This window comes from Mesorhizobium sp. FG116 (genome assembly GCF_057809835.1).
The window spans coordinates 182,361-203,213 of record NZ_JBMDKS010000002.1; the positions used below are offsets into that span (position 1 = coordinate 182,361).

The following is a 20,853-nucleotide window of genomic DNA, read 5'->3' on the forward strand; positions in this document are numbered from 1 at the left end:
GACCGAACGGCCGCCCGTCCTCCCGACCTCTCAGATGAGGTCAGTTCTTTGACAATGGCCAGACGGCTTTAGCCGGGCGTGGCGATGAATAAGCATATCCATCTCTTCGTCATCCTAGGGCGGAGCAGGCCGAAGGCCGTTGCGGAGACCCTAGGATCCATTCCGTGACATCGCAGCAGTGTGACAACGATGCAGAAGGCCTTCACGCTCACCCTTGAACGAAACCGGGGAATGGGGCACACCGCGCTGAATGACCCATCCGCTTGACCATCTTGTCCTGCCAACCGCCGATCTCGACGTTGCGCGCGCCCGGCTGACGGCCTTGGGCTTTACGATTGCGCCGCGCGGCGTCCATCCCTTCGGCACGGAAAACTGCTGCGTCTATTTCGCCGACGGCACCTTCATGGAACCGCTTGCCGTTGCCGATGCAAAGGCAGCCGACACGGCTATTGCCGCCGGCAACGTCTTTGTGGCGCGTGACCGTAAGTACCGCGCGGCTCTCGGCCAGGAAGGCTTTTCGGCAATCGTGTTCGGCACCTCCGATGCAGACGCCGATCATCGCCGTTACACCGAAGCCGGCATCTCCGCCGGGGCGCGGCTGGACTTTTCCCGCCCCTTCGTCGACGCCGCCGGCAAAACCGACACGGCATCGTTTCGCCTTGCCTTTGCCTCGGTCCCGGAGGTTTCCGATACCTTCCTGTTCGCCTGCGAGCGGGTCAACGCGCCGAAGGTCGATCGGTCGGCTCTCCAGCGTCATGAAAATGGTGCGGTTGCAATCGCCGAGGTCATCGCGATCAGCGCAAATCCTTCAGCACAGCTTCCCATCGTGGCCGCCGCTGCTGACGTAGAACCCGCCCCAACATCGCAGGCCCGCGAGTTAACCCTTCCTAATGCCCAGCTAAGCATTGTCACGCCGCAAGACTACGAACGCCGTTTCGGCTTGCCGGCCGGCAAGGCAACGGAACTGCGTTTCGCAGCCGTCGTCTTTTCCGTCGCGAGCGTCGAAAAGCTGCGCGCGGTTCTTGCGCAACGTGGCATCGGTCACGACATAGGCGGCAATCGCGTCGTCGTCGCTCCGGCACCGGGGCAGGGCGCGGCTTTCATTTTCGAGGAGCAGGCATGAGCAAGCCCAATGCGTCGGTAAAAGTCGGCAATGTCACCTTCGACAATCGCGCGCCGCTCGCTCTCATCGCTGGTCCGTGCCAGTTCGAATCGCGCCAGCACGCATTCGACATGGCTGGCGCGCTCAAGGAGTTGACCGGCAAGCTTGGTATCGGCCTCGTCTACAAGTCCAGCTACGACAAGGCCAACCGCACGTCTTTGACCTCCACGCGCGGTGCCGGCCTCGATGCCGCGATGCCGGCCTTCGATGATCTGCGCAAGGAATTCGGCCTTCCGATCCTCACCGACGTTCATACCGAAGAGCAGTGCGCAATCGTTGCCCCACATGTCGATGTGCTGCAGATCCCGGCCTTCCTCAGCCGCCAGACCGATCTTCTGGTCGCCGCTTCCCGCACCGGCAAGATCATCAATGTGAAGAAAGGCCAGTTCCTGGCGCCTTGGGACATGCAGAATGTCATCGGCAAGGTCACCGGTTCCGGCAACGCCAATGTGCTGGTCACAGAGCGTGGCGCGTCCTTCGGCTACAACACGCTTGTCTCCGATATGCGCGCGCTGCCGATCATGGCGGATATGGGCGCGCCGGTCATCTTCGACGCCACGCATTCGGTGCAGCAGCCGGGCGGGCAGGGCGAGACTTCGGGCGGCGAGCGCCGCTTCGTGGCAACGCTGGCGCGCGCCGCCGTTGCGGTCGGTGTCGCCGGCGTCTTCATCGAAACGCATGAGGACCCCGACAACTCGACCTCATCCGACGGCCCCAACATGGTGCCCTTGAAGGATATGCCGGAACTGCTCGAGCGTCTGATCGCACTCGACAGGGTTGCCAAGGCCTGATCTGTGGCTTGTTCATGACAAGCGGCGGTTGTAGGTTTCGCGGGCAAATGATCTCTTTGACTGGGAGTTCAACATGTCCGTTGCCCGTGTAACCGAAATTTCGTCGTCATCCAAAAAAGGCTTTCAGGACGCTATCGAAAAGGGCATCGCCCGAGCGGCCAAGACGTTGAAGAACGTTGAAGGCGCGTGGATCCAGGAGCAGAAAGTCGTTGTCGAGGACGGCGCCATCGTTGCTTACCGCGTCAACATGAAGGTGACCTTCATCCTCACCGATTGAGGATCTGTCCACCTGCTCCCCGGCGGAGCTACAATCACATCAGTTGCTGGTGCCGGCTTCCTTTCGGAAGGGCCTTACGGACATGGAAAGGCCCTCGTGGCGAGGGCCTTTCCATCGTCATTGGGCTGTCTGCAAGATGACATGCGGGGGAGTATCTTGCGAAGGCTGCTGGCCCGTACATGAAGTCAGGAATGCAGCCGCAATCAGGAACAAACTCACGATACCGCTTAACTCGGACATGGCGAAACTCCCTTATGTTTCGCCCCGCGCGAATCGGAATTTAGACTAGATTTCCGCCCGCGGCTTCCCGTCACCCGATGACTTATGGTGACCAAATCTTTCGCAATGTGAATCGTCGCAGTTGCGATTTTTGCAGCAGGAACCGATTGCGTTTTGCCCCACTTTGTCTAAGACGTGCCCCAACGTTTTCAACGATTAGAACGGGGATTTCCAATGACCGCCATTATCGACATCGTGGGCCGTGAAATCCTGGATAGCCGAGGCAATCCGACCGTCGAGGTCGATGTCGTGCTGGAAGACGGCTCCATGGGCCGCGCCGCCGTTCCCTCAGGTGCTTCCACCGGCGCGCATGAAGCCGTCGAGCTTCGCGATGGCGGCTCCCGCTATCTCGGCAAGGGCGTCGAGCGGGCCGTCGAAGCGGTCAATGGCGAGCTGTTCGAGGCAATCGGCGGGCTTGAGGCCGAAGACCAGATCCACATCGACCAGACCATGATCGACCTGGACGGTACGCCCAACAAGAGCCGCCTTGGCGCAAACGCCATCCTCGGCGTGTCGCTGGCCGTCGCCAAGGCTGCTGCCGAGGCTGCCGACCTGCCGCTCTATCGCTATGTCGGCGGTGCGCATTCGCACATCCTGCCGGTGCCGATGATGAACATCATCAATGGCGGCGTCCATGCCGACAACCCGATCGATTTCCAGGAATTCATGATCCTGCCGGTTGGCGCTTCCTCGATCCGCGAGGCGGTGCGTTGGGGCTCGGAAGTGTTCCACACCCTCAAGAAGGGTCTCAAGGAAGCCGGTCACAACACCAATGTCGGCGATGAGGGTGGTTTCGCCCCGAACCTCAAGAGCGCGCAGGCTGCTCTCGATTTCGTCATGGGCTCCATCGAAAAGGCAGGCTTCAAGCCGGGCGAGGAAATCGCGCTCGGTCTCGACTGCGCCTCGACCGAGTTCTTCAAGGACGGCAATTACGTCTATGGCGGCGAGAAGAAGACCCGCGATCCCAAGACGCAGGCCAAGTACCTTGCCAAGCTGGCAGCCGACTATCCGATCATCTCGATCGAGGACGGCATGGCCGAGGACGATTGGGAAGGCTGGAAGTACCTGACCGAGCTCGTCGGCAAGAAGGTCCAGCTCGTTGGCGACGACCTGTTCGTCACCAACTCGGCCCGCTTGCGCGATGGCATCCGCATGGGCGTTGCCAACTCTATCCTCGTCAAGGTCAACCAGATCGGCTCGCTGTCGGAGACGCTCGACGCGGTCGAGACGGCGCACAAGGCTGCCTATACGGCCGTGATGTCCCACCGCTCCGGCGAGACGGAAGATTCCACCATTGCCGACCTCGCGGTCGCCACCAACTGCGGCCAGATCAAGACAGGCTCGCTTGCCCGCTCCGACCGTACCGCCAAGTACAACCAGCTCATCCGCATCGAGGAAGAACTGGGCAGGCAAGCGCGCTACGCCGGCAAGTCCATCCTCAAGGGCTGATCCTGCTACATCGTATTTCGGAAAGGGCGGGGCGACCCGCCCTTTTTCGTTGCTGCGGGGTTTCCAACCGGCGCGCCGTAACCGTCCATTAAGCACAATCGGGCGACAAGGGGTCGAAGGGGATTTCGATCCATGTGGACGCGCCAGCACAAGCAGACAAACAAAGGTCGCCTGATCATTCCGGTGTTGTGCACGGCCTTCGTCGCCTATTTCGGCTTTCATGCCTATCACGGCGAATTCGGCATCAACTCCAAGTACAAGCTGCAGGAGCACAAGGAGCAACTGCAGGCGCAGCTTGCCTCCCTTCAGTTGGAGCGCGGCGAGCTTGAAAAGCGCGTGCGCCTGCTGCACGATGGTTCTCTTGAAAAGGACATGCTGGATGAGCTGGCCCGGAAGGCCCTCAACCTGTCACAGCCTGACGAGATTATCGTCATGTTGCCGCGGAAGGCTGATTAACTGAAAGTCAGTTAATCAAGAGAAATTTCAATGAATATAACCGTTTAGATGCATGTCAGCCATGCATTTTTCCGCATGGCGAAATGCCCCTTTGCGTGCTAGCTTTTTCGACAGTTGGGGGAGGAAAAACTCCCTTCCTGTCCGCAAGAGACACCACTAGGGAGACATGCATGGCCACCGCCGCCAAAAAAGCGCCCGCCAAATCACGTTCCGATTCCAAATCGTCCATACTGACCGCTCCGAAGCCTGCCGAGTTCAACAAGGACGACGAGCTTTCCGCCTACCGCCACATGCTGCTCATCCGCCGTTTCGAGGAAAAGGCGGGCCAGCTTTACGGCATGGGGTTCATCGGCGGCTTCTGCCATCTCTATATCGGCCAGGAAGCCGTGGTGACCGGCATGAAGATGGCGCTGATCGAAGGCGATCAGATGATCACCGCCTACCGCGATCACGGCCACATGCTGGCCATGGACATGTCGCCGCGCGGCGTGATGGCCGAACTGACCGGTCGCCGTGGAGGCTACTCCAAGGGCAAGGGCGGCTCCATGCACATGTTCTCCAAGGAAAAGCAATTCTACGGCGGTCACGGCATCGTTGGCGCGCAGGTGTCCCTGGGCACCGGCCTTGGCTTCGCCAACCGCTATCGCGGCAACAAGAATGTATCGCTGACCTATTTCGGCGACGGCGCCTCCAACCAGGGCCAGGTCTATGAAAGCTTCAACATGGCCTCGCTGTGGAAGCTGCCGGTCATCTTCATCATCGAAAACAACCGCTACGCCATGGGCACTTCGGTGACGCGTTCGTCTGCCGAGACGGACTTCTCGCATCGCGGCGCTTCCTTCAAGATCCCGGGCATGCAGGTTGACGGCATGGACGTGCGGGCTGTGAAGTCTGCCGCGGACATGGCCACCGAATGGTGCCGCAGCGGCAACGGCCCGATCATTCTTGAAATGCAGACCTACCGCTATCGCGGCCACTCCATGTCCGATCCCGCCAAGTATCGCTCGAAGGAGGAGGTGCAGAAGATGCGCTCCGAACACGATCCGATCGAGCAGGTCAAGGCGCGGCTGATGTCCAAGAAATGGGCCACCGAGGATGAACTGAAGGCGGTGGACAAGGATGTCCGCGACATCGTCGCCGACGCCGCAGATTTCGCCCAGACCGATCCGGAGCCGGATGCGTCCGAACTCTGGACCGACATCGTACTTTAAGGGAGAGGGCAAATGCCGATCGAAATTCTCATGCCTGCGCTCTCGCCGACGATGGAAGAGGGCAACCTGTCGAAATGGTTGAAGAACGAGGGCGACAAGATCGTCGCCGGTGATGTCATCGCCGAAATCGAGACCGACAAGGCGACGATGGAAGTCGAAGCAGTCGATGAAGGCACGCTTGGCAAGATTCTGATCGCGGCCGGCACCGAAGGCGTCAAGGTGAATACGCCGATCGCGGTTCTGCTGGCAGACGGTGAAAGCGCTGCCGATGCCGCCAAGCCATCCGCTCCGGCCAAGGCCGAGGCGCCTGCCGCGACTGAAGCTGCGCCGGCCAAGCCGGCGGCGGAACCCGTGGCGGCTGCTCCGAAGGCCGAGATCGCCGCCGATCCCGATATTCCCGCCGGGACCGAGATGGTTTCCACCACCGTGCGCGAAGCGCTGCGCGATGCGATGGCCGAGGAAATGCGGCGCGATGCCGACGTCTTCGTCATGGGCGAGGAAGTCGCCGAATACCAGGGCGCTTATAAGATCACGCAAGGTCTGTTGCAGGAGTTCGGTGACCGTCGCGTCGTCGACACCCCGATCACCGAACATGGCTTTGCCGGCGTCGGCGTCGGCGCTGCAATGTCCGGCCTGAAGCCGATCGTCGAATTCATGACCTTCAACTTCGCCATGCAGGCCATTGACCAGATCGTCAATTCGGCGGCCAAGACGCTTTATATGTCTGGCGGCCAGATGGGTGCGCCGATCGTCTTCCGTGGCCCGAACGGGGCTGCTGCCCGCGTCGCTGCCCAGCACTCGCAGTGCTACGCAGCATGGTACAGCCACATCCCCGGCCTCAAGGTTGTGATGCCTTATACGGCAGCCGACGCCAAGGGACTGCTCAAGGCTGCGATCCGCGATCCCAATCCGGTCATCTTCCTTGAGAACGAAATCCTCTACGGCCAGTCATTCGACGTGCCGAAGCTGGATGATTTCGTCCTGCCCATCGGCAAGGCGCGCATCCACAAGGTCGGCAAGGACGTCACCATCGTGTCGTTCGGCATCGGCATGACCTATGCCGTCAAGGCCGAGGCGGAATTGGCCAAGATGGGCATCGACGCCGAGATCATCGATCTCAGGACCATCCGTCCGCTCGATTTGGACACCATCATCGCGTCGGTCAAGAAGACCAACCGGCTTGTCGTGGTCGAGGAAGGCTTCCCGCAGTCTTCGGTCGGCGATCATATCGCCAACCAGGTGTCGCAGCGGGCCTTCGACTTCCTTGATGCGCCGGTCATCACCATTGCCGGCAAGGATGTGCCGATGCCTTACGCGGCCAATCTCGAAAAGCTGGCTTTGCCGAATGTCGGGGAAGTGGTCGAGGCGGTCAAAGCCGTCACTTATCGATAGGCCGGGCGGGAGGACGATATGCCAATCAACATCACGATGCCCGCCCTTTCCCCCACGATGGAAGAGGGCAATCTCGCCAAGTGGCTGGTCAAGGAAGGCGACAAAGTCTCTCCCGGCGATGTAATCGCCGAAATCGAGACCGACAAGGCGACGATGGAAGTCGAAGCCGTCGATGAAGGCACGGTTGCCAAGATCGTCGTGCCGGCCGGTACGGAAGGCGTCAAGGTCAACGCGCTGATCGCCGTATTGGCGGCTGACGGCGAAGATGCTTCCGCTGCCGCCAAGGGTGACGGTGGTGCCGCGCCCAAGGCAGAGGCTCCGAAAGCAGAGGCAAAGGCCGAAGCTCCGGCTCCCGCCAGTCAGGCTGCGCCTGCTCCGGCTGCGAAGCCTGCGGCTGCAAACGGTGTCGGGCCCTCCACAGACGCGAGGACGTTCGCATCTCCGCTCGCCCGCCGCATTGCCAAGGATGCCGGTGTCGATCTCGCCTCCGTTTCCGGCAGCGGTCCGCATGGGCGGGTGGTGAAGGCGGATGTCGAAGCTGCGATTGCCGGTGGTGGTGCAAAGGCTGCCGCGCCTGCTGCCGCCGCTTCTTCGGCCGGCTCGGTTGCGCCTGCGGTCAAGCCGATGTCTGACGATGCCGTGCTGAAGCTGTTCGAGGAAGGCTCCTACGAGCTTGTCCCGCACGACAACATGCGCAAGACGATTGCGAGACGGCTGGTCGAGGCAAAATCGACCATTCCGCATTTCTACCTCACCATCGATTGCGAACTCGACGCGCTTCTGGCGCTGAGAAAGCAGCTCAACGACGCCGCCCCGGTCAGGAAGACCGAGAAGGGCGAGGTGCCGGCCTACAAGCTCTCCGTCAACGACATGATCATCAAGGCGATGGCGATGGCGCTGGTGGAAGTGCCGGACGCCAATGCGTCATGGACCGAAAGCGCCATGATCAAGCACAAGCACGCCGATGTCGGCGTGGCTGTCTCGATCCCGGGCGGGCTGATCACGCCGATCGTGCGCCGGGCGGAAGAAAAGAGCCTGTCTGCGATCTCCAACGAGATGAAGGATCTGGCCGGGCGCGCCCGCACCCGCAAGCTGAAGCCGGAGGAATACCAGGGCGGCACGACTGCCGTCTCGAACCTCGGCATGTTCGGCATCAAGGACTTCGCCGCGGTGATCAACCCGCCGCATGCGACGATCCTTGCGGTCGGAGCCGGCGAGGAACGGCCAGTGGTGAAGAACGGCGAGATCAAGATCGCGACCGTCATGTCAGTGACGCTCTCGACCGACCACCGGGCTGTGGACGGCGCGCTCGGTGCCGAACTCATCGGCGCCTTCAAGCGCCTCATCGAAAACCCGATGGCCATGCTGGTGTGAACATAAGCGCGGAATGGAGCGGTTTGGCGCCAGACGGTGCCCGCCGCAACTCCCGTCCCGCCACCTTGAACTAGGAGATTTCCGTGGCTGAGAATTACGACGTCATCATCATCGGTTCCGGCCCCGGCGGTTACGTCACCGCCGTGCGCTCCGCCCAGCTCGGCTTCAAGACCGCAATCGTCGAGCGCGAACACCTCGGCGGCATCTGCCTCAACTGGGGCTGCATCCCTACCAAGGCATTGCTCCGGTCGGCGGAGATCAAGCACTATGCAGAGCATCCAGAGGCCTATGGCCTCAAGATCGACGGCAAGGTGACAGCGGACGTCAAGGCGGTTGTCGAGCGCTCGCGCGGCGTATCGGCGCGCCTCAACGGCGGCGTCGGCTTCCTGATGAAGAAGAACAAGGTCGATGTTATCTGGGGCGAGGCCAAGCTCACCAAGCCGGGCGAGATCGTCGTTTCCAAGACGTCCAAGAAGCCGATGGAACCGCAGCATCCGGCGCCCAAGGGCACCAAGGGCGAGGGCACCTATACCGCCAAGCACATCATCGTCGCCACCGGCGCACGGCCGCGGGCGCTGCCGGGCATCGAGCCGGACGGCAAGCTGATCTGGACCTATTTCGAGGCGATGGTGCCGAAGGAAATGCCCAAGTCGCTGCTGGTCATGGGCTCCGGCGCCATCGGCATCGAGTTCGCCTCGTTCTACCGCACAATGGGTGCCGAGGTCACGGTGGTCGAACTGATGCCGGCCGTTATGCCGGTCGAGGATGCCGAAGTCTCGAAGTTCGCGCAGAAGCAGTTCGAGAAGCAGGGCATGAAGATCATTCTCGAAGCCAAGGTCACCAAGATCGAGAAGGGTGCCAATTCGGTTACCGCCCATGTCGAGATGAAGGACGGCAAGGTCGAGAAGATCACCGCCGAACGCATGATCTCCGCCGTCGGCGTGCAGGGCAATATCGAAAACCTCGGGCTGGAAGCCCTCGGCATCAAGACGGATCGCGGCTGCGTGGTCGTGGATGGCTACGGCCGCACCAACGTACCGGGCGTCTATGCCATCGGCGACGTTGCCGGCCCGCCGATGCTCGCCCACAAGGCCGAGCATGAAGGCGTGATCTGCATCGAAAAGATCGCCAACGTCCCGGGCGTGCACGGCCTCGACAAGTCCAAGATCCCGGGCTGCACCTATTGCAACCCGCAAGTGGCGTCGGTCGGCCTGACTGAAGCCAAGGCCAAGGCAGAGGGCAAGGATATCCGCGTCGGCCGCTTCCAGTTCGCGGCCAACGGCAAGGCCATTGCCTTGGGCGAAGATCAGGGTTTCATCAAGACGATTTTCGACAAGAAGACCGGACAGTTGCTCGGCGCGCATATGGTCGGCGCGGAAGTGACCGAACTGATCCAGGGCTTCGTCGTGGCGATGAACCTCGAGACGACCGAGGAAGAATTGATGCACACGGTGTTCCCGCACCCGACCCTGTCGGAAATGATGAAGGAAAGCGTGCTCGACGCCTATGGTCGCGCCCTGAACGCATAAGCTTGGAGTGGCGGCCTTTTTCTTTGCGGCAAAACGCCTTAGATGAAGCTGGCTTTCGGGGCGCTATGAAGCGCCCGGTATAGAACGGATTGAAGATGGTCACCGTCCTCGACAACATCGCCAACCCACCTCGCGTCAGGCACCCCGAAAAGGCGCATCGGCCGGATCAGGAAGTTCTGCGCAAGCCCGACTGGATTCGCGTAAAGGCTCCCGTGTCGAAGGGATATGCCGAAACACGCGAGATTGTGAAGTCGAACAAGCTGGTAACGGTTTGCGAGGAGGCGGGCTGCCCCAATATCGGCGAATGCTGGGACAAGAAGCACGCCACCTTCATGATCATGGGCGAGATCTGCACCCGCGCCTGCGCCTTCTGCAACGTCGCCACCGGCATCCCGACGGCGCTCGATGCCGGCGAACCGGAACGTGTCGCGACCGCCGTGAAGACCATGGGCCTTACCCACGTCGTCATCACTTCGGTTGACCGCGACGATCTGCCTGACGGCGGTGCCCAGCATTTCGCCGATGTCATCCATGCCATCCGTGCGGCGACGCCGAAGACCACCATCGAAATCCTGACGCCTGATTTCCTGCGCAAGGACGGTGCCCTGGAAGTCGTCGTGGCTGCCAAGCCGGACGTCTTCAACCACAATCTGGAAACCGTACCGTCGAACTACCTGACCGTGCGACCCGGCGCGCGCTACTTCCACTCCATTCGCCTGCTGCAGCGGGTGAAGGAACTCGATCCGTCGATCTTCACTAAATCGGGCATCATGGTCGGGCTCGGCGAAGAGCGGCACGAAGTGCTGCAATTGATGGACGACCTGCGCTCGGCCAATGTCGACTTCATGACCATCGGCCAGTATCTGCAGCCGTCGAAGAAGCACCATCCGGTGATCCGCTTCGTCACGCCGGATGAGTTCAAGTCGTTCGAGACGATCGGCAAGACCAAGGGCTTCCTGCTCGTTGCGTCGAGCCCGCTCACGCGCTCCTCGCACCATGCCGGCGAGGATTTTGCGCGGCTGAGGGCCGCGCGCGAGGCAGTCTTGGCCAAGTCAGCGTAGCTTCCCGGTTTCATGCCGCAATTCGAAGCCACCCGCCGTGTCGCCCATTCGCCGGACGAAATGTTTGCGCTGGTCGCAGACGTGGAGCGCTACCCTGAATTTCTGCCGTTGTGCGAGGCGCTGACTGTGCAGTCCCGCCGCGAACGCGATGGCCGCACTTTGCTCGTCGCCAGCATGAGCGTCGGCTATAAGGCGATCCGCGAAAGCTTCACCACGCAGGTCCTGCTGAAGCCCGACGAGAAGGTCATCGACGTCAAATACATCGATGGTCCCTTCAAGTACCTCAGCAATGTATGGGGGTTTGAGCCGGCGAGCGACGGATGTTTCGTGCGCTTCTTCATCGACTATGAGTTCAAGAGCCGGCTGCTCGGCGCTGTCATGGGTACGATGTTCGACCGCGCTTTTCGCATGTTCTCGGAAGCGTTCGAAAAGCGAGCCGACGTCATCTATGGCACCGGCGTATCCGAAAAGCCTGCGCCGGACGTGGCCTGACCGATCTCACTTCGCCAGCGCGTCTAGGCCCATCGTCAGCGCGTGGCGAACCGTCTCGCGGCGGATGAAGTCGCGGCCGCGATTTTCAAAAATCCGCTTTTCCGTCATCACAGGCTTGCCCGTCAGCGCCAGTCCGAACCAGACCAGGCCGACCGGCTTCTCGGCGCTGCCGCCATCGGGGCCGGCAATGCCTGTAACAGCGAGCGCGATGCCCGCTCTTGATCGCTCGAGCGCTCCCTTGGCCATTTCGTATGCGGTTTCGGATGACACCGCGCCGTGTGCGTCCAAGGTCGTGGCGGAAACGCCCAGCATGTCCATCTTGGCTTCGTTGGAGTAGGTGACGAAACCGCGGTCCACCATCGACGACGACCCCGGTATGTCGGTCATCGCTGCGATGATAAGGCCGCCGGTGCAGCTTTCGGCCGTTGCCACTAGGATGCCGTGCCTGTGGCAGGCTTTCAGAAAGCGGTCGGCCAGATCGCCGATATCGGCCTGCTTTACTTCACCCGTGCCAGCCTCGGTCATTCCGGTACCTCGCCGGGATAGATCACGCTTGCCGTCGCGATGGCCGCAATGCCTTCCTCGCGGCCGACAAAGCCCAGTTTCTCGTTCGTCGTCGCCTTGATCGAGATCCGCTCACCCGAAATGCCGAGCATCGTCGACAAGGCCGCAACCATCGCCTCGCGATGCGGTCCGACCTTCGGTGCCTCGCATATGAGTGTCACGTCGGCATTGGCGATGCGCCCGCCGCGTTCCCGCACCAACTTGACGGCATGCTCGACGAATATCCGCGACGCGGCACCTTTCCATTGCGGCTCTGATGGCGGGAAATGCGTGCCGATATCGCCAGCACCGCAAGTCGCCAGCAGCGCGTCGGTCAGGGCGTGCAAGCCGACATCGGCATCGGAATGGCCGGAAAGCTTCTTCGAATGCGGGATGGCGACGCCGCAAAGCGTTACATGGTCCCCCACCTCGAACGAATGCACGTCGTAGCCATTGCCGGTGCGCACATCGGGAAAGCTCGGAGCCGTCGTCTTCAGCCTCTGGTCGGCCATCGCAATATCCCTTGCCCAGGTCAGTTTCACATTGTCCGGCGAGCCGGGCACCAGCTTGACCGGAATGCGCGCCCATTCGGCAATCGCGGCATCGTCGGTGAAGTCGTGGCGGCCGATCAGGTGCGCCTTCTCATGTGCTTCGAGGATCGGAGCGAAGGGAAAGCCTTGCGGTGTCTGCGCACTGTGCAAGCCGGCGCGTGGCACGGTCTCGCCCACCATACCGCCGAACGCCTCGCGCTTTAGTGTATCGGCCACTGGCAGCGTCGGCAGCGCACCTTGGCTGTCCCCAATCGTCTCGATGGTCCGGCTGAGCAGTTCGCCATCGGCAAAGGGCCGCACCGCGTCGTGGATCAGCACCTTGGCGGGTGCATGATCCCGCAGCGCTAGAAGTCCAAGCCGCACGGACTCCTGTCGGGTCGGCCCACCGATGACTTTGATGACCCGTTCGCAGTCAATTCCCGCGGCGTGATCGAAAAGTTCCCTGTCGTCAGCATGGATCGCAACGACCACAATGTCGACCATCGGGTGCGACAGGAATATTTCAAGCGTATGCGCAATGACGGCGCGACCGCCGATGATGCGGTATTGCTTGGGTCCATCAGCTTGTCCCGCGCGCTCGCCCCGCCCGGCGGCAACGATGACCGCCGCGATCCGGTTCGCACGTCCTGCCGGGGAAATGTTGGTCGGGTCCGCCATGGCTGGTGCTTAGTCGGGACCTTCGTAGAAAACCAGCATTTTCCAAAATTAGCCTCAATGTGGCGTCATGGCGCGTTGCGCGCCGATCCCAACTTGTCTAGTAATTATGCAACAAGGAAATCTGCTTGGTTTTTGTGCATGAGTGATGTGACCGTTCTGGCCAGACCGCTTGAGATAGGCGGCGTCGAAATACGCAATCGCGTGTTCCTGGCGCCGATGTCTGGCATTACCGACGACCCGTTCCGCAAGCGCGCCTATCAGCATGGCGCAGGGCTGGTCGTGTCCGAGATGGTCGCCAGCGGCGAATTGGCCAAGGGCAGGGCCGGCTTCAACGTCCGCATCCGCCATTCCGGTCTGCCGGTTCACATGGTGCAGCTTGCCGGGCGGGAAGCAATTCACATGGCCGAAGCCGCGCGCATCGCCGTGGGCGAGGGTGCCGACATCATCGACATCAACATGGGCTGCCCCGCCAAGAAGGTCACGGGCGGCTATGCCGGGTCGGCTTTGATGCTTGACCTCGACCACGCGCTTTCGCTGATCGAGGCAGTCACCGGCGCGGTCGAAGTTCCGGTCACCGTGAAAATGCGTCTCGGCTGGGACGAGAATGCGCTCAACGCGCCAATGCTCGCGCGCCGCGCCGAACAGGCCGGTGTGAAGATGGTGATGGTGCATGGCCGCACGCGCTGCCAGTTCTACAACGGCAAGGCGGACTGGCGCGCTATCGCCCGCATCAAGGCCGCCGTCTCCATTCCCGTCGTCGCCAATGGCGATGTCACTTCTGCCGAGGATGCCGCCGGCATCCTGCAGCAATCGGGAGCCGATGCCGTGATGGTCGGGCGCGCGCATTATGGCGCTCCGTGGACGGCGGGCAGTGTCGCTGCTGCGGCTCTGGGAACGGAAACTCCGGCCCGACCCGAACAGGTTTCTGACCTCATCGACTATATCGTTTCACACTACGAAGACATGCTCACCCTTTATGGCGTGGAAAGCGGGCTGAGGCAGGCGCGCAAGCATCTTGGCTGGTATCTCGACCGCCACGGTCCCGCTGTTTCGCTGGAACGTCGCAAGGCGATCCTCACCTGCAGCGAACCGGCTACCGTCATCTCCCTGCTGCGCGACACGCTATCGTCAAACGCTGCCCCCCTGGGAATCGCCGCATGACCATCGCGCAGGCTCAAGATTCCGGCGCTGCGGATGCCGCGCAGGTCTTGCTCAACACCATCAGGCGGCCGGTCATCATGGTCGATCCGGACGGCTTCATCTCGTTTGCCAATGCGGATGCGGAAGACTTCTTCCGCTCGAGCGCTGCAACGCTTGCCCGCAACACCTTGTCGAAGCTGATCCCGTTCGGCAGCCCGCTGCTGACGCTTGTCGATCAGGTTCGCGAACGCCGCGCTCCGGTCAACGAGTACCGGGTCGATGTCTCCTCGCCACGCCTCGGCATCGAGAAGATGGTCGATCTCTACGTTGCGCCCGTGCCGGAGTTTCCAGGCTCCGTGGTGGTCATGTTCCAGGAACGCTCGATGGCCGACAAGATCGACCGCCAGATGACGCATCGCGGCGCCGCCCGTTCCGTCACCGGTCTGGCGGCAATGCTGGCGCACGAGATCAAGAACCCGCTGTCGGGCATTCGCGGTGCCGCGCAATTGCTCGAACAATCCGCCTCCGACGAAGACCGCGCGCTGACGCGGCTCATCACTGATGAGACAGACCGCATCGTGGCGCTAGTCGACCGCATGGAAGTCTTTTCCGACGAGCGGCCCATCGACAGATACCCGGTCAACATTCACGTGGTCCTGGATCACGTAAAGGCGATTGCCAGAAATGGATTCGCAAACAAGATCAAGATCTTCGAAGACTATGATCCATCATTGCCTCCGGTCTATGCAAACCGTGACCAGCTGATCCAGGTGTTCCTGAACCTTGTGAAGAACGCTGCGGAAGCGGTCGGCAGCGATCCCTTGGGCGAAATCGTTCTTTCGACGGCATTCCGGCCAGGCATCCGCATGTCTGTCCCCGGCACGCAGGAGCGTGTCTCGCTGCCGTTGGAATTCTGCGTTCACGACAACGGGCCGGGCGTTTCGGAGGACATTTTGCCGATCCTGTTCGACCCCTTCATCACCACCAAGCCGAACGGCTCCGGCCTTGGCCTCGCGCTGGTGGCAAAAATCGTTGGCGAACATGGCGGCATTGTCGAGTGCGAAACCACGCCGCGCGGAACTACCTTCCGCGTGCTGATGCCGGCCTGGAAAGAACTGCCGACCGGCCTCGATGCCGATAGCGAGGGTAGCCGCCCATGACCACGCCAGGCCACATCCTCGTTGCCGACGACGACGCCGCCATCCGCACAGTGCTCAACCAGGCGCTGTCGCGCGTTGGCCATGAGGTGCGCGTTACCTCGAACGCCGCAACCCTGTGGCGCTGGATCGCCGCCGGCGAGGGCGATCTCGTCATCACCGATGTGGTGATGCCTGATGAAAACGCGTTCGACATGCTGCCGCGCATCAAGAAGGCGCGCCCCGAATTGCCGGTCGTCGTGATGAGCGCGCAAAACACCTTCATGACCGCCATCCGCGCCTCCGAGGCCGGGGCCTACGAATACCTGCCAAAACCCTTCGACCTCACCGAACTGCTCGCCATCGTCAACCGCGCTCTGTCTGAACCGCGCCGCCCGAAGATCGAGCCGCGGCTGGACGACCAACCGGAGAACATGCCGCTGGTCGGACGATCCGGCGCGATGCAGGACATTTACCGGATGCTTGCCCGCATGATGCAGACGGACCTGACCGTCATGATCAGCGGTGAATCCGGCACCGGCAAGGAACTGGTGGCGCGTGCGCTGCATGAATATGGCCGTCGCCGTGGCGGTCCCTTCGTCGCCATCAACATGGCCGCAATCCCGCGCGATCTGATCGAATCCGAGCTCTTCGGGCACGAGAAAGGCGCTTTCACCGGCGCACAGAACCGCTCCACCGGGCGCTTCGAGCAGGCCGAGGGCGGCACGCTTTTCCTCGACGAGATCGGCGACATGCCGATGGAGGCGCAGACCCGCCTGCTGCGCGTGCTCCAGCAGGGCGAATACACCACCGTCGGTGGCCGCACGCCGATCAAGACCGATGTGCGCATCGTTGCGGCAACCAACAAGGACCTGCGCGCCCTGATCAATCAGGGGCTTTTCCGCGAGGACCTGTTCTACCGCCTGAACGTCGTGCCGCTGCGGCTTCCGCCCTTGCGCGAACGCTCCGAGGACATTCCCGATCTTGTCCGGCATTTCTTCAAGGCCGGCTCAAGCCAAGGCTTGCAAGCGAAGCAGATTTCGCCCGCCGGCATCGAGTTGATGAAGCGCTATGCGTGGCCGGGCAATGTGCGCGAGCTTGAGAACCTGATCCGCCGGCTCGCCGCCCTCTATACCCAAGACGAGATTTCTGCCGAAATCATCGAGGCGGAACTGAGCGTTGGCGAAACGCCCGGAGAAGCTGTCGCGGCGACACTCATTCCCGAGACGCTGTCGATCGGGCAGGCGATGGAGCACTACCTGCAGCGCCATTTCGCTTCCTTCGGCGGCGAACTGCCACCGCCCGGCCTTTATCAAAGGATTTTGGAGGAAGTGGAGTATCCGCTGGTGCTGGCCGCGATGACCGCAACACGCGGCAACCAGATCAAGGCGGCCGATCTGCTTGGCCTCAACCGCAACACGCTGCGCAAGAAAATCCGCGACCTCGGCATCAACGTCTACAAGTCCGCTCGCTGAAAGGCGGCCGCTAGCCGATCCGAACCTGTTTGGTAGGTGCTGCATTTGCACCTGACGTTGCGGCACATGAAAAGCCGTTGAAAATCACATTCAGGCCGAGTCTTTGTTGCATAATCGCCACAATGCGTTGCATACATGTGACTCAATCCATGGTTTCAGTCGGCGAGATGGCAACTCAGGTACCCTCATTGAGCGGGCTACGCTTTCGCAAAAGCGGCTTCCAGGAAGCCCGGCGGTTGCTGGCTTTGCCTGGCATTCTCGCCATTGTGGGAGCGCTGCTCGCGGCTGCCGTGTCGTTCGCAATTCTTGTCGGCATCACGCCGATTGCGCCTGATTCCAACACCACGCTTGTCCTCATCGGTCTGAACGCTGCCTTCATCCTGGCCCTGATCGTGCTGATCGTGCGCGAAGTGCATCGCATCGCCATGGCGCGGCGCACCGGAAAAGCGGCGTCCCGCCTGCATGTGCGCATCGTGACGATGTTCGTCCTGGTCGCTGCAATCCCGGCCATCATGGTGGCTATCGTTGCGTCGGTCACGCTCAACATCGGCCTCGACCGCTGGTTCGAGATCCGCACAAAGACCATCATCAATTCGTCGCTCTCCATCGCCGACGCCTATGTGCAGGAAAATGCCCGCAACCTGCAGGGCACGACCCTTTCGATGGCCTATGACCTCGACAATGCCCGCACGCTCTACGGCCTGGATCGCACCGGTTTTCTCGATCTTATGAACAAGGAAGCCGTCGGACGTGGATTGGCGCATGCGGCGCTGGTCAAGCCCGATGGTTCATTCGTGATGAGCGCCGACACCCAGGTGGATTTTGCCATGCCTGAGCCGCCAAGCGGCGCGGTCGAAACGGCAACCGACGGCAAGCCTGTGCTCATCGAACCGCGCACGCGCAACATCATGGGCGCAATCGTCAAGCTCAGGGAGATCGAGGGACTTTATCTCTACACCATCAAGCTGGTCGATCCCGAAGTCATCAAGGCCCGGCAGATCGTTCGAGCGAACACAGACGAATATCGTGGCCTGGAAGCCAACCGGCGTCCCTCGCAGCTCGCTTTCGCGCTGCCCTATCTGTCGCTGACGCTGATTATCATCCTGTCATCGATCTGGACGGGCATTGCCGTTGCGGATCGGCTGGTTCGCCCAATCCGCCAGTTGATCGGCGCCGCCGACGAGGTGGCTACTGGCAATCTCGACGTGTCGGTTCCCGTGCGTCCGTCGGATGGCGACGTCGCCTCACTCGGCGACACGTTCAACAACATGCTTCTGGAGCTCAAGTCGCAGCGCAACGAACTGTTGTCCGCGAAAGACCTGATCGACGAGCGCCGCCGGTTTTCCGAAGCCGTGCTTGAGGGCGTGACGGCGGGTGTTATCGGCGTGGATGCCGAGGGCATCGTCACCATCGTCAATCGATCCGCTGAAACCATGCTGGGCATTCCGGCCGAAACGGCCATTGGGCAAAACCTTTCGGTTCTCCTGCCTTTGGTCGGACGCGCGTTTGAAATCGGGCGCATGTCTGACAAGTCCGCATATCGTGAGCAGGTGACCTTCTCCCGGCTTGGCGCCGAGCGAACCTACAATATCCAGGTGACCATGGAGGAGGAGGACAACGATACTGCCGCCAAATCCTACGTTGTCACGGTCGATGACATCACCGATCTTGTCCAGGCGCAGCGCACTTCAGCCTGGGCAGATGTGGCGCGCCGCATCGCGCACGAAATCAAGAATCCGCTGACGCCAATCCAGTTGTCGGCCGAGCGCATCAAGCGCCGCTACGGCAAGGTGATCACCGAGGACCGCGAGGTCTTTGACCAGTGCACCGACACGATAATCCGGCAGGTTGGCGACATCGGCCGCATGGTCGACGAGTTCTCGTCCTTCGCGCGTATGCCAAAACCGGAAATGAAAGAGCTCGATCTACGTGAAGCCTTGCGCGAGGCGTCGTTCCTCGTCGAGGTGAGCCGGCCCGACATCACCTTCGAGCGTTCGTTTGGCGACAAACCGCTCAAGGGCACGTTCGACAGCCGGTTGCTCGCCCAGGCATTCGGCAACGTCATCAAGAATGCTTCGGAAGCGATGGAAGGCGTCGAGCGTAGCGACGGGACCGCCAATGCCATCCGCATCCGAGCCGAGCGGCAAGGTGATTCTATCAGGGTCGATGTGATGGATAACGGCAAAGGTTTGCCGCGCGAGCATCGCCAGCGCCTTCTTGAGCCCTATATGACCACGCGTGACAAGGGCACCGGCCTCGGCCTCGCTATCGTCAAGAAGATCGTGGAAGACCACGGCGGTCATCTGGAACTTCATGATGCGCCAGCCGATTTTTATGGCGGGCGCGGGGCCATGATCAGCATGATTTTGCCGGCTTCGTCGGCAACACCAATCGAAAGCAGCGCACCATCCTCAAAAGAAACTGAAAAGGTCGACAATGGCGTCTGACATTCTCATCGTTGATGACGAAGAAGACATCCGGGAACTGGTCGCGGGCATCCTCAGCGACGAAGGCCACGAGACGCGCACCGCGCACGACGCCGATAGTGCGCTTGCGTCCATCGCCGACCGTGCACCGCGTCTCATCTTCCTCGACATCTGGCTGCAAGGCTCGCGGCTGGACGGCCTAGCCTTGCTGGACGAGATCAAGACGATGCACCCCAATCTGCCGGTGGTGATGATCTCGGGTCACGGCAACATCGAGACCGCCGTCTCGGCCATTCGCCGAGGTGCTTATGATTTCATCGAAAAGCCGTTCAAGGCCGACCGGCTCATCCTCGTTGCCGAACGCGCCATCGAGACGTCGAAGCTCAAGCGCGAGGTTTCAGACCTCAAGCAGCGCAGCGGCGAGACCTTCGACCTCATTGGCATGTCGTCGGCCATGAGCCAGTTGCGCCAGACGATCGAACGTATCGCGCCGACCAACAGCCGCGTCATGATCATAGGCCCTTCGGGTTCCGGCAAGGAACTGGCGGCGCGCGCGATCCACGCCCTGTCAGCCCGCAAGAGCGGCCCGTTCGTGACGCTAAGCGCGGCGACCATCACGCCCGAGCGCATGGAAATCGAGCTGTTCGGCACCGAATCGAACGGCACCGAACGCAAGGTCGGTGCGCTCGAAGAGGCACACCGTGGCATTCTCTATATCGATGAGGTTGCCGACATGCCGCGCGAGACGCAAAACAAGATCCTGCGTGTTCTTGTCGAGCAGCAATTCGAGCGGGTAGGCGGCACCAAGCGTGTCAAGGTCGATGTTCGCATCATCACCTCTACTTCCCAGAACCTGGAGGCAATGATCGCGGATGGCCGCTTCCGGGAAGACCTATACCATCGCCTCGCCGTGGTTCCGGTGAATGTTCCGGGCCTTGCCGAGCGGCGCGAGGACATCCCCTATCTGGTCGATCATTTCATGAAGCAGATCGCGCGCCAGGCGGGCATGAAATCGCGGCGCATCGGCGATGATGCCATGGCGGTTCTTCAGGCACACAACTGGCCGGGAAACGTCCGCCAGCTACGCAACAATGTCGAACGCCTGATGATCCTGGCGCGGGGCGATGATGTTGAATCGCCAATCACGGCGGACTTGCTGCCGTCCGAAATTGGCGATGTCATGCCGCGTACGCCCAACCAGTCGGACCAGCACATCATGGCGCTGCCGCTTCGCGAAGCGCGCGAGCAGTTCGAAAAGGATTACCTGATCGCCCAGATCAACCGCTTCGGCGGCAATATCTCGCGAACCGCCGAGTTCATCGGCATGGAACGTTCGGCCCTGCACCGGAAGCTCAAATCCCTCGGTGTCTAACGTCCAATCAGGCTGCTGACGCCTCTCGGTAAAGCCTGAAGTCGATCAGGCTATCTGAAGCCTGTATCTGCCTGCGCGTC

The 20,853-nt window shown here is 61.4% G+C and carries 18 protein-coding genes; 16 read left to right on the plus strand and 2 right to left on the minus strand.

The window, feature by feature from the left end:
* Positions 1-250 precede the first annotated feature (250 nt).
* The 11 genes from ACODTY_RS02835 to ACODTY_RS02885 all read left to right on the plus strand — a co-directional run bounded on the left by ACODTY_RS02835 (position 251) and on the right by ACODTY_RS02885 (position 11,473).
* The gene (locus ACODTY_RS02835) at positions 251-1,123 is read left to right on the plus strand and encodes a VOC family protein (RefSeq protein ID WP_488992773.1); all 873 of its coding nucleotides are present in this window, start codon (positions 251-253) and stop codon (positions 1,121-1,123) included.
* On the plus strand, positions 1,120-1,953 hold the full coding sequence (gene kdsA / locus ACODTY_RS02840) for a 3-deoxy-8-phosphooctulonate synthase (protein WP_488992774.1): 834 nt from the start codon (positions 1,120-1,122) through the stop codon (positions 1,951-1,953). Before ACODTY_RS02835 ends, kdsA begins: the two co-directional genes overlap by 4 nt.
* Before the next feature lie 73 nt (positions 1,954-2,026).
* Positions 2,027-2,230 carry a dodecin family protein gene (locus tag ACODTY_RS02845; RefSeq protein WP_488992775.1) on the plus strand — a complete coding sequence of 68 codons (204 nt, stop codon included), beginning with the start codon at positions 2,027-2,029 and terminating at the stop codon, positions 2,228-2,230.
* Between the two features lie 453 nt (positions 2,231-2,683).
* Entirely contained in the window at positions 2,684-3,958 is a 1,275-nt protein-coding gene (eno, locus tag ACODTY_RS02850; protein ID WP_488992776.1) for a phosphopyruvate hydratase, read from the plus strand.
* A gap of 132 nt (positions 3,959-4,090) precedes the next feature.
* On the plus strand, positions 4,091-4,414 hold the full coding sequence (locus tag ACODTY_RS02855) for an FtsB family cell division protein (RefSeq protein WP_056238972.1): 324 nt from the start codon (positions 4,091-4,093) through the stop codon (positions 4,412-4,414).
* A 170-nt stretch (positions 4,415-4,584) separates the two neighbouring features.
* Complete coding sequence (gene pdhA / locus ACODTY_RS02860) at positions 4,585-5,625, plus strand: pyruvate dehydrogenase (acetyl-transferring) E1 component subunit alpha (RefSeq protein ID WP_488992777.1); 1,041 nt, start codon at positions 4,585-4,587, stop codon at positions 5,623-5,625.
* A gap of 12 nt (positions 5,626-5,637) precedes the next feature.
* Positions 5,638-7,017 carry a pyruvate dehydrogenase complex E1 component subunit beta gene (locus ACODTY_RS02865; protein WP_488992778.1) on the plus strand — a complete coding sequence of 460 codons (1,380 nt, stop codon included), beginning with the start codon at positions 5,638-5,640 and terminating at the stop codon, positions 7,015-7,017.
* 18 nt (positions 7,018-7,035) lie between these two features.
* A complete protein-coding gene (locus ACODTY_RS02870; protein ID WP_488992779.1) occupies positions 7,036-8,391 on the plus strand; it encodes a pyruvate dehydrogenase complex dihydrolipoamide acetyltransferase in 1,356 nt (451 codons plus the stop codon).
* 83 nt (positions 8,392-8,474) lie between these two features.
* Complete coding sequence (gene lpdA, locus ACODTY_RS02875) at positions 8,475-9,920, plus strand: dihydrolipoyl dehydrogenase (RefSeq protein ID WP_488992780.1); 1,446 nt, start codon at positions 8,475-8,477, stop codon at positions 9,918-9,920.
* Between the two features lie 95 nt (positions 9,921-10,015).
* Positions 10,016-10,981, plus strand: a complete 966-nt coding sequence (gene lipA / locus ACODTY_RS02880; protein ID WP_488992781.1) for a lipoyl synthase — start codon at positions 10,016-10,018, stop codon at positions 10,979-10,981.
* A gap of 12 nt (positions 10,982-10,993) precedes the next feature.
* The gene (locus tag ACODTY_RS02885) at positions 10,994-11,473 is read left to right on the plus strand and encodes a type II toxin-antitoxin system RatA family toxin (protein ID WP_056242545.1); all 480 of its coding nucleotides are present in this window, start codon (positions 10,994-10,996) and stop codon (positions 11,471-11,473) included.
* Positions 11,474-11,479: 6 nt separating this feature from the next.
* Here ACODTY_RS02885 and ACODTY_RS02890 read toward each other — a convergent pair whose 3' ends face one another.
* Both ACODTY_RS02890 and ACODTY_RS02895 read right to left on the minus strand, forming a co-directional pair.
* The gene (locus ACODTY_RS02890) at positions 11,480-11,998 is read right to left on the minus strand and encodes a CinA family protein (RefSeq protein WP_488992782.1); all 519 of its coding nucleotides are present in this window, start codon (positions 11,996-11,998) and stop codon (positions 11,480-11,482) included.
* Entirely contained in the window at positions 11,995-13,224 is a 1,230-nt protein-coding gene (locus ACODTY_RS02895; RefSeq protein ID WP_488992783.1) for a bifunctional 2-C-methyl-D-erythritol 4-phosphate cytidylyltransferase/2-C-methyl-D-erythritol 2,4-cyclodiphosphate synthase, read from the minus strand. Before ACODTY_RS02895 ends, ACODTY_RS02890 begins: the two co-directional genes overlap by 4 nt.
* Positions 13,225-13,362: 138 nt before the next feature.
* Between ACODTY_RS02895 and dusB the strand changes: the two genes are divergently transcribed.
* From dusB to ntrX, 5 genes are all read left to right on the plus strand, one after another.
* Positions 13,363-14,385: a tRNA dihydrouridine synthase DusB gene (dusB, locus tag ACODTY_RS02900; protein WP_488992784.1), complete on the plus strand. Its 1,023-nt coding sequence runs from the start codon at positions 13,363-13,365 to the stop codon at positions 14,383-14,385.
* Entirely contained in the window at positions 14,382-15,524 is a 1,143-nt protein-coding gene (locus ACODTY_RS02905; protein ID WP_488992785.1) for a two-component system sensor histidine kinase NtrB, read from the plus strand. The genes dusB and ACODTY_RS02905 overlap by 4 nt, the downstream gene beginning before the upstream one ends.
* Entirely contained in the window at positions 15,521-16,975 is a 1,455-nt protein-coding gene (gene ntrC / locus ACODTY_RS02910; RefSeq protein ID WP_488992786.1) for a nitrogen regulation protein NR(I), read from the plus strand. The genes ACODTY_RS02905 and ntrC overlap by 4 nt, the downstream gene beginning before the upstream one ends.
* Before the next feature lie 122 nt (positions 16,976-17,097).
* On the plus strand, positions 17,098-19,422 hold the full coding sequence (locus tag ACODTY_RS02915) for a sensor histidine kinase NtrY-like (RefSeq protein WP_488992787.1): 2,325 nt from the start codon (positions 17,098-17,100) through the stop codon (positions 19,420-19,422).
* The gene (ntrX, locus tag ACODTY_RS02920; RefSeq protein ID WP_056242534.1) at positions 19,412-20,773 is read left to right on the plus strand and encodes a nitrogen assimilation response regulator NtrX; all 1,362 of its coding nucleotides are present in this window, start codon (positions 19,412-19,414) and stop codon (positions 20,771-20,773) included. The genes ACODTY_RS02915 and ntrX overlap by 11 nt, the downstream gene beginning before the upstream one ends.
* Positions 20,774-20,853 lie beyond the last annotated feature (80 nt).

Coding starts and splice junctions, on each gene's coding strand:
- ACODTY_RS02895 (WP_488992783.1), bottom strand. CDS start 13,224: ATGGCGGACCCGACCAACATTTCCCCGGCAGGACGTGCGAACCGGATC.
- ACODTY_RS02915 (WP_488992787.1), top strand. CDS start 17,098: ATGCGTTGCATACATGTGACTCAATCCATGGTTTCAGTCGGCGAGATG.
- ACODTY_RS02855 (WP_056238972.1), top strand. CDS start 4,091: ATGTGGACGCGCCAGCACAAGCAGACAAACAAAGGTCGCCTGATCATT.
- ACODTY_RS02905 (WP_488992785.1), top strand. CDS start 14,382: ATGACCATCGCGCAGGCTCAAGATTCCGGCGCTGCGGATGCCGCGCAG.
- ACODTY_RS02865 (WP_488992778.1), top strand. CDS start 5,638: ATGCCGATCGAAATTCTCATGCCTGCGCTCTCGCCGACGATGGAAGAG.
- kdsA (WP_488992774.1), top strand. CDS start 1,120: ATGAGCAAGCCCAATGCGTCGGTAAAAGTCGGCAATGTCACCTTCGAC.
- dusB (WP_488992784.1), top strand. CDS start 13,363: ATGAGTGATGTGACCGTTCTGGCCAGACCGCTTGAGATAGGCGGCGTC.
- ACODTY_RS02845 (WP_488992775.1), top strand. CDS start 2,027: ATGTCCGTTGCCCGTGTAACCGAAATTTCGTCGTCATCCAAAAAAGGC.
- ntrX (WP_056242534.1), top strand. CDS start 19,412: ATGGCGTCTGACATTCTCATCGTTGATGACGAAGAAGACATCCGGGAA.
- pdhA (WP_488992777.1), top strand. CDS start 4,585: ATGGCCACCGCCGCCAAAAAAGCGCCCGCCAAATCACGTTCCGATTCC.
- ntrC (WP_488992786.1), top strand. CDS start 15,521: ATGACCACGCCAGGCCACATCCTCGTTGCCGACGACGACGCCGCCATC.
- ACODTY_RS02870 (WP_488992779.1), top strand. CDS start 7,036: ATGCCAATCAACATCACGATGCCCGCCCTTTCCCCCACGATGGAAGAG.
- ACODTY_RS02835 (WP_488992773.1), top strand. CDS start 251: ATGACCCATCCGCTTGACCATCTTGTCCTGCCAACCGCCGATCTCGAC.
- ACODTY_RS02890 (WP_488992782.1), bottom strand. CDS start 11,998: ATGACCGAGGCTGGCACGGGTGAAGTAAAGCAGGCCGATATCGGCGAT.
- ACODTY_RS02885 (WP_056242545.1), top strand. CDS start 10,994: ATGCCGCAATTCGAAGCCACCCGCCGTGTCGCCCATTCGCCGGACGAA.
- eno (WP_488992776.1), top strand. CDS start 2,684: ATGACCGCCATTATCGACATCGTGGGCCGTGAAATCCTGGATAGCCGA.
- lipA (WP_488992781.1), top strand. CDS start 10,016: ATGGTCACCGTCCTCGACAACATCGCCAACCCACCTCGCGTCAGGCAC.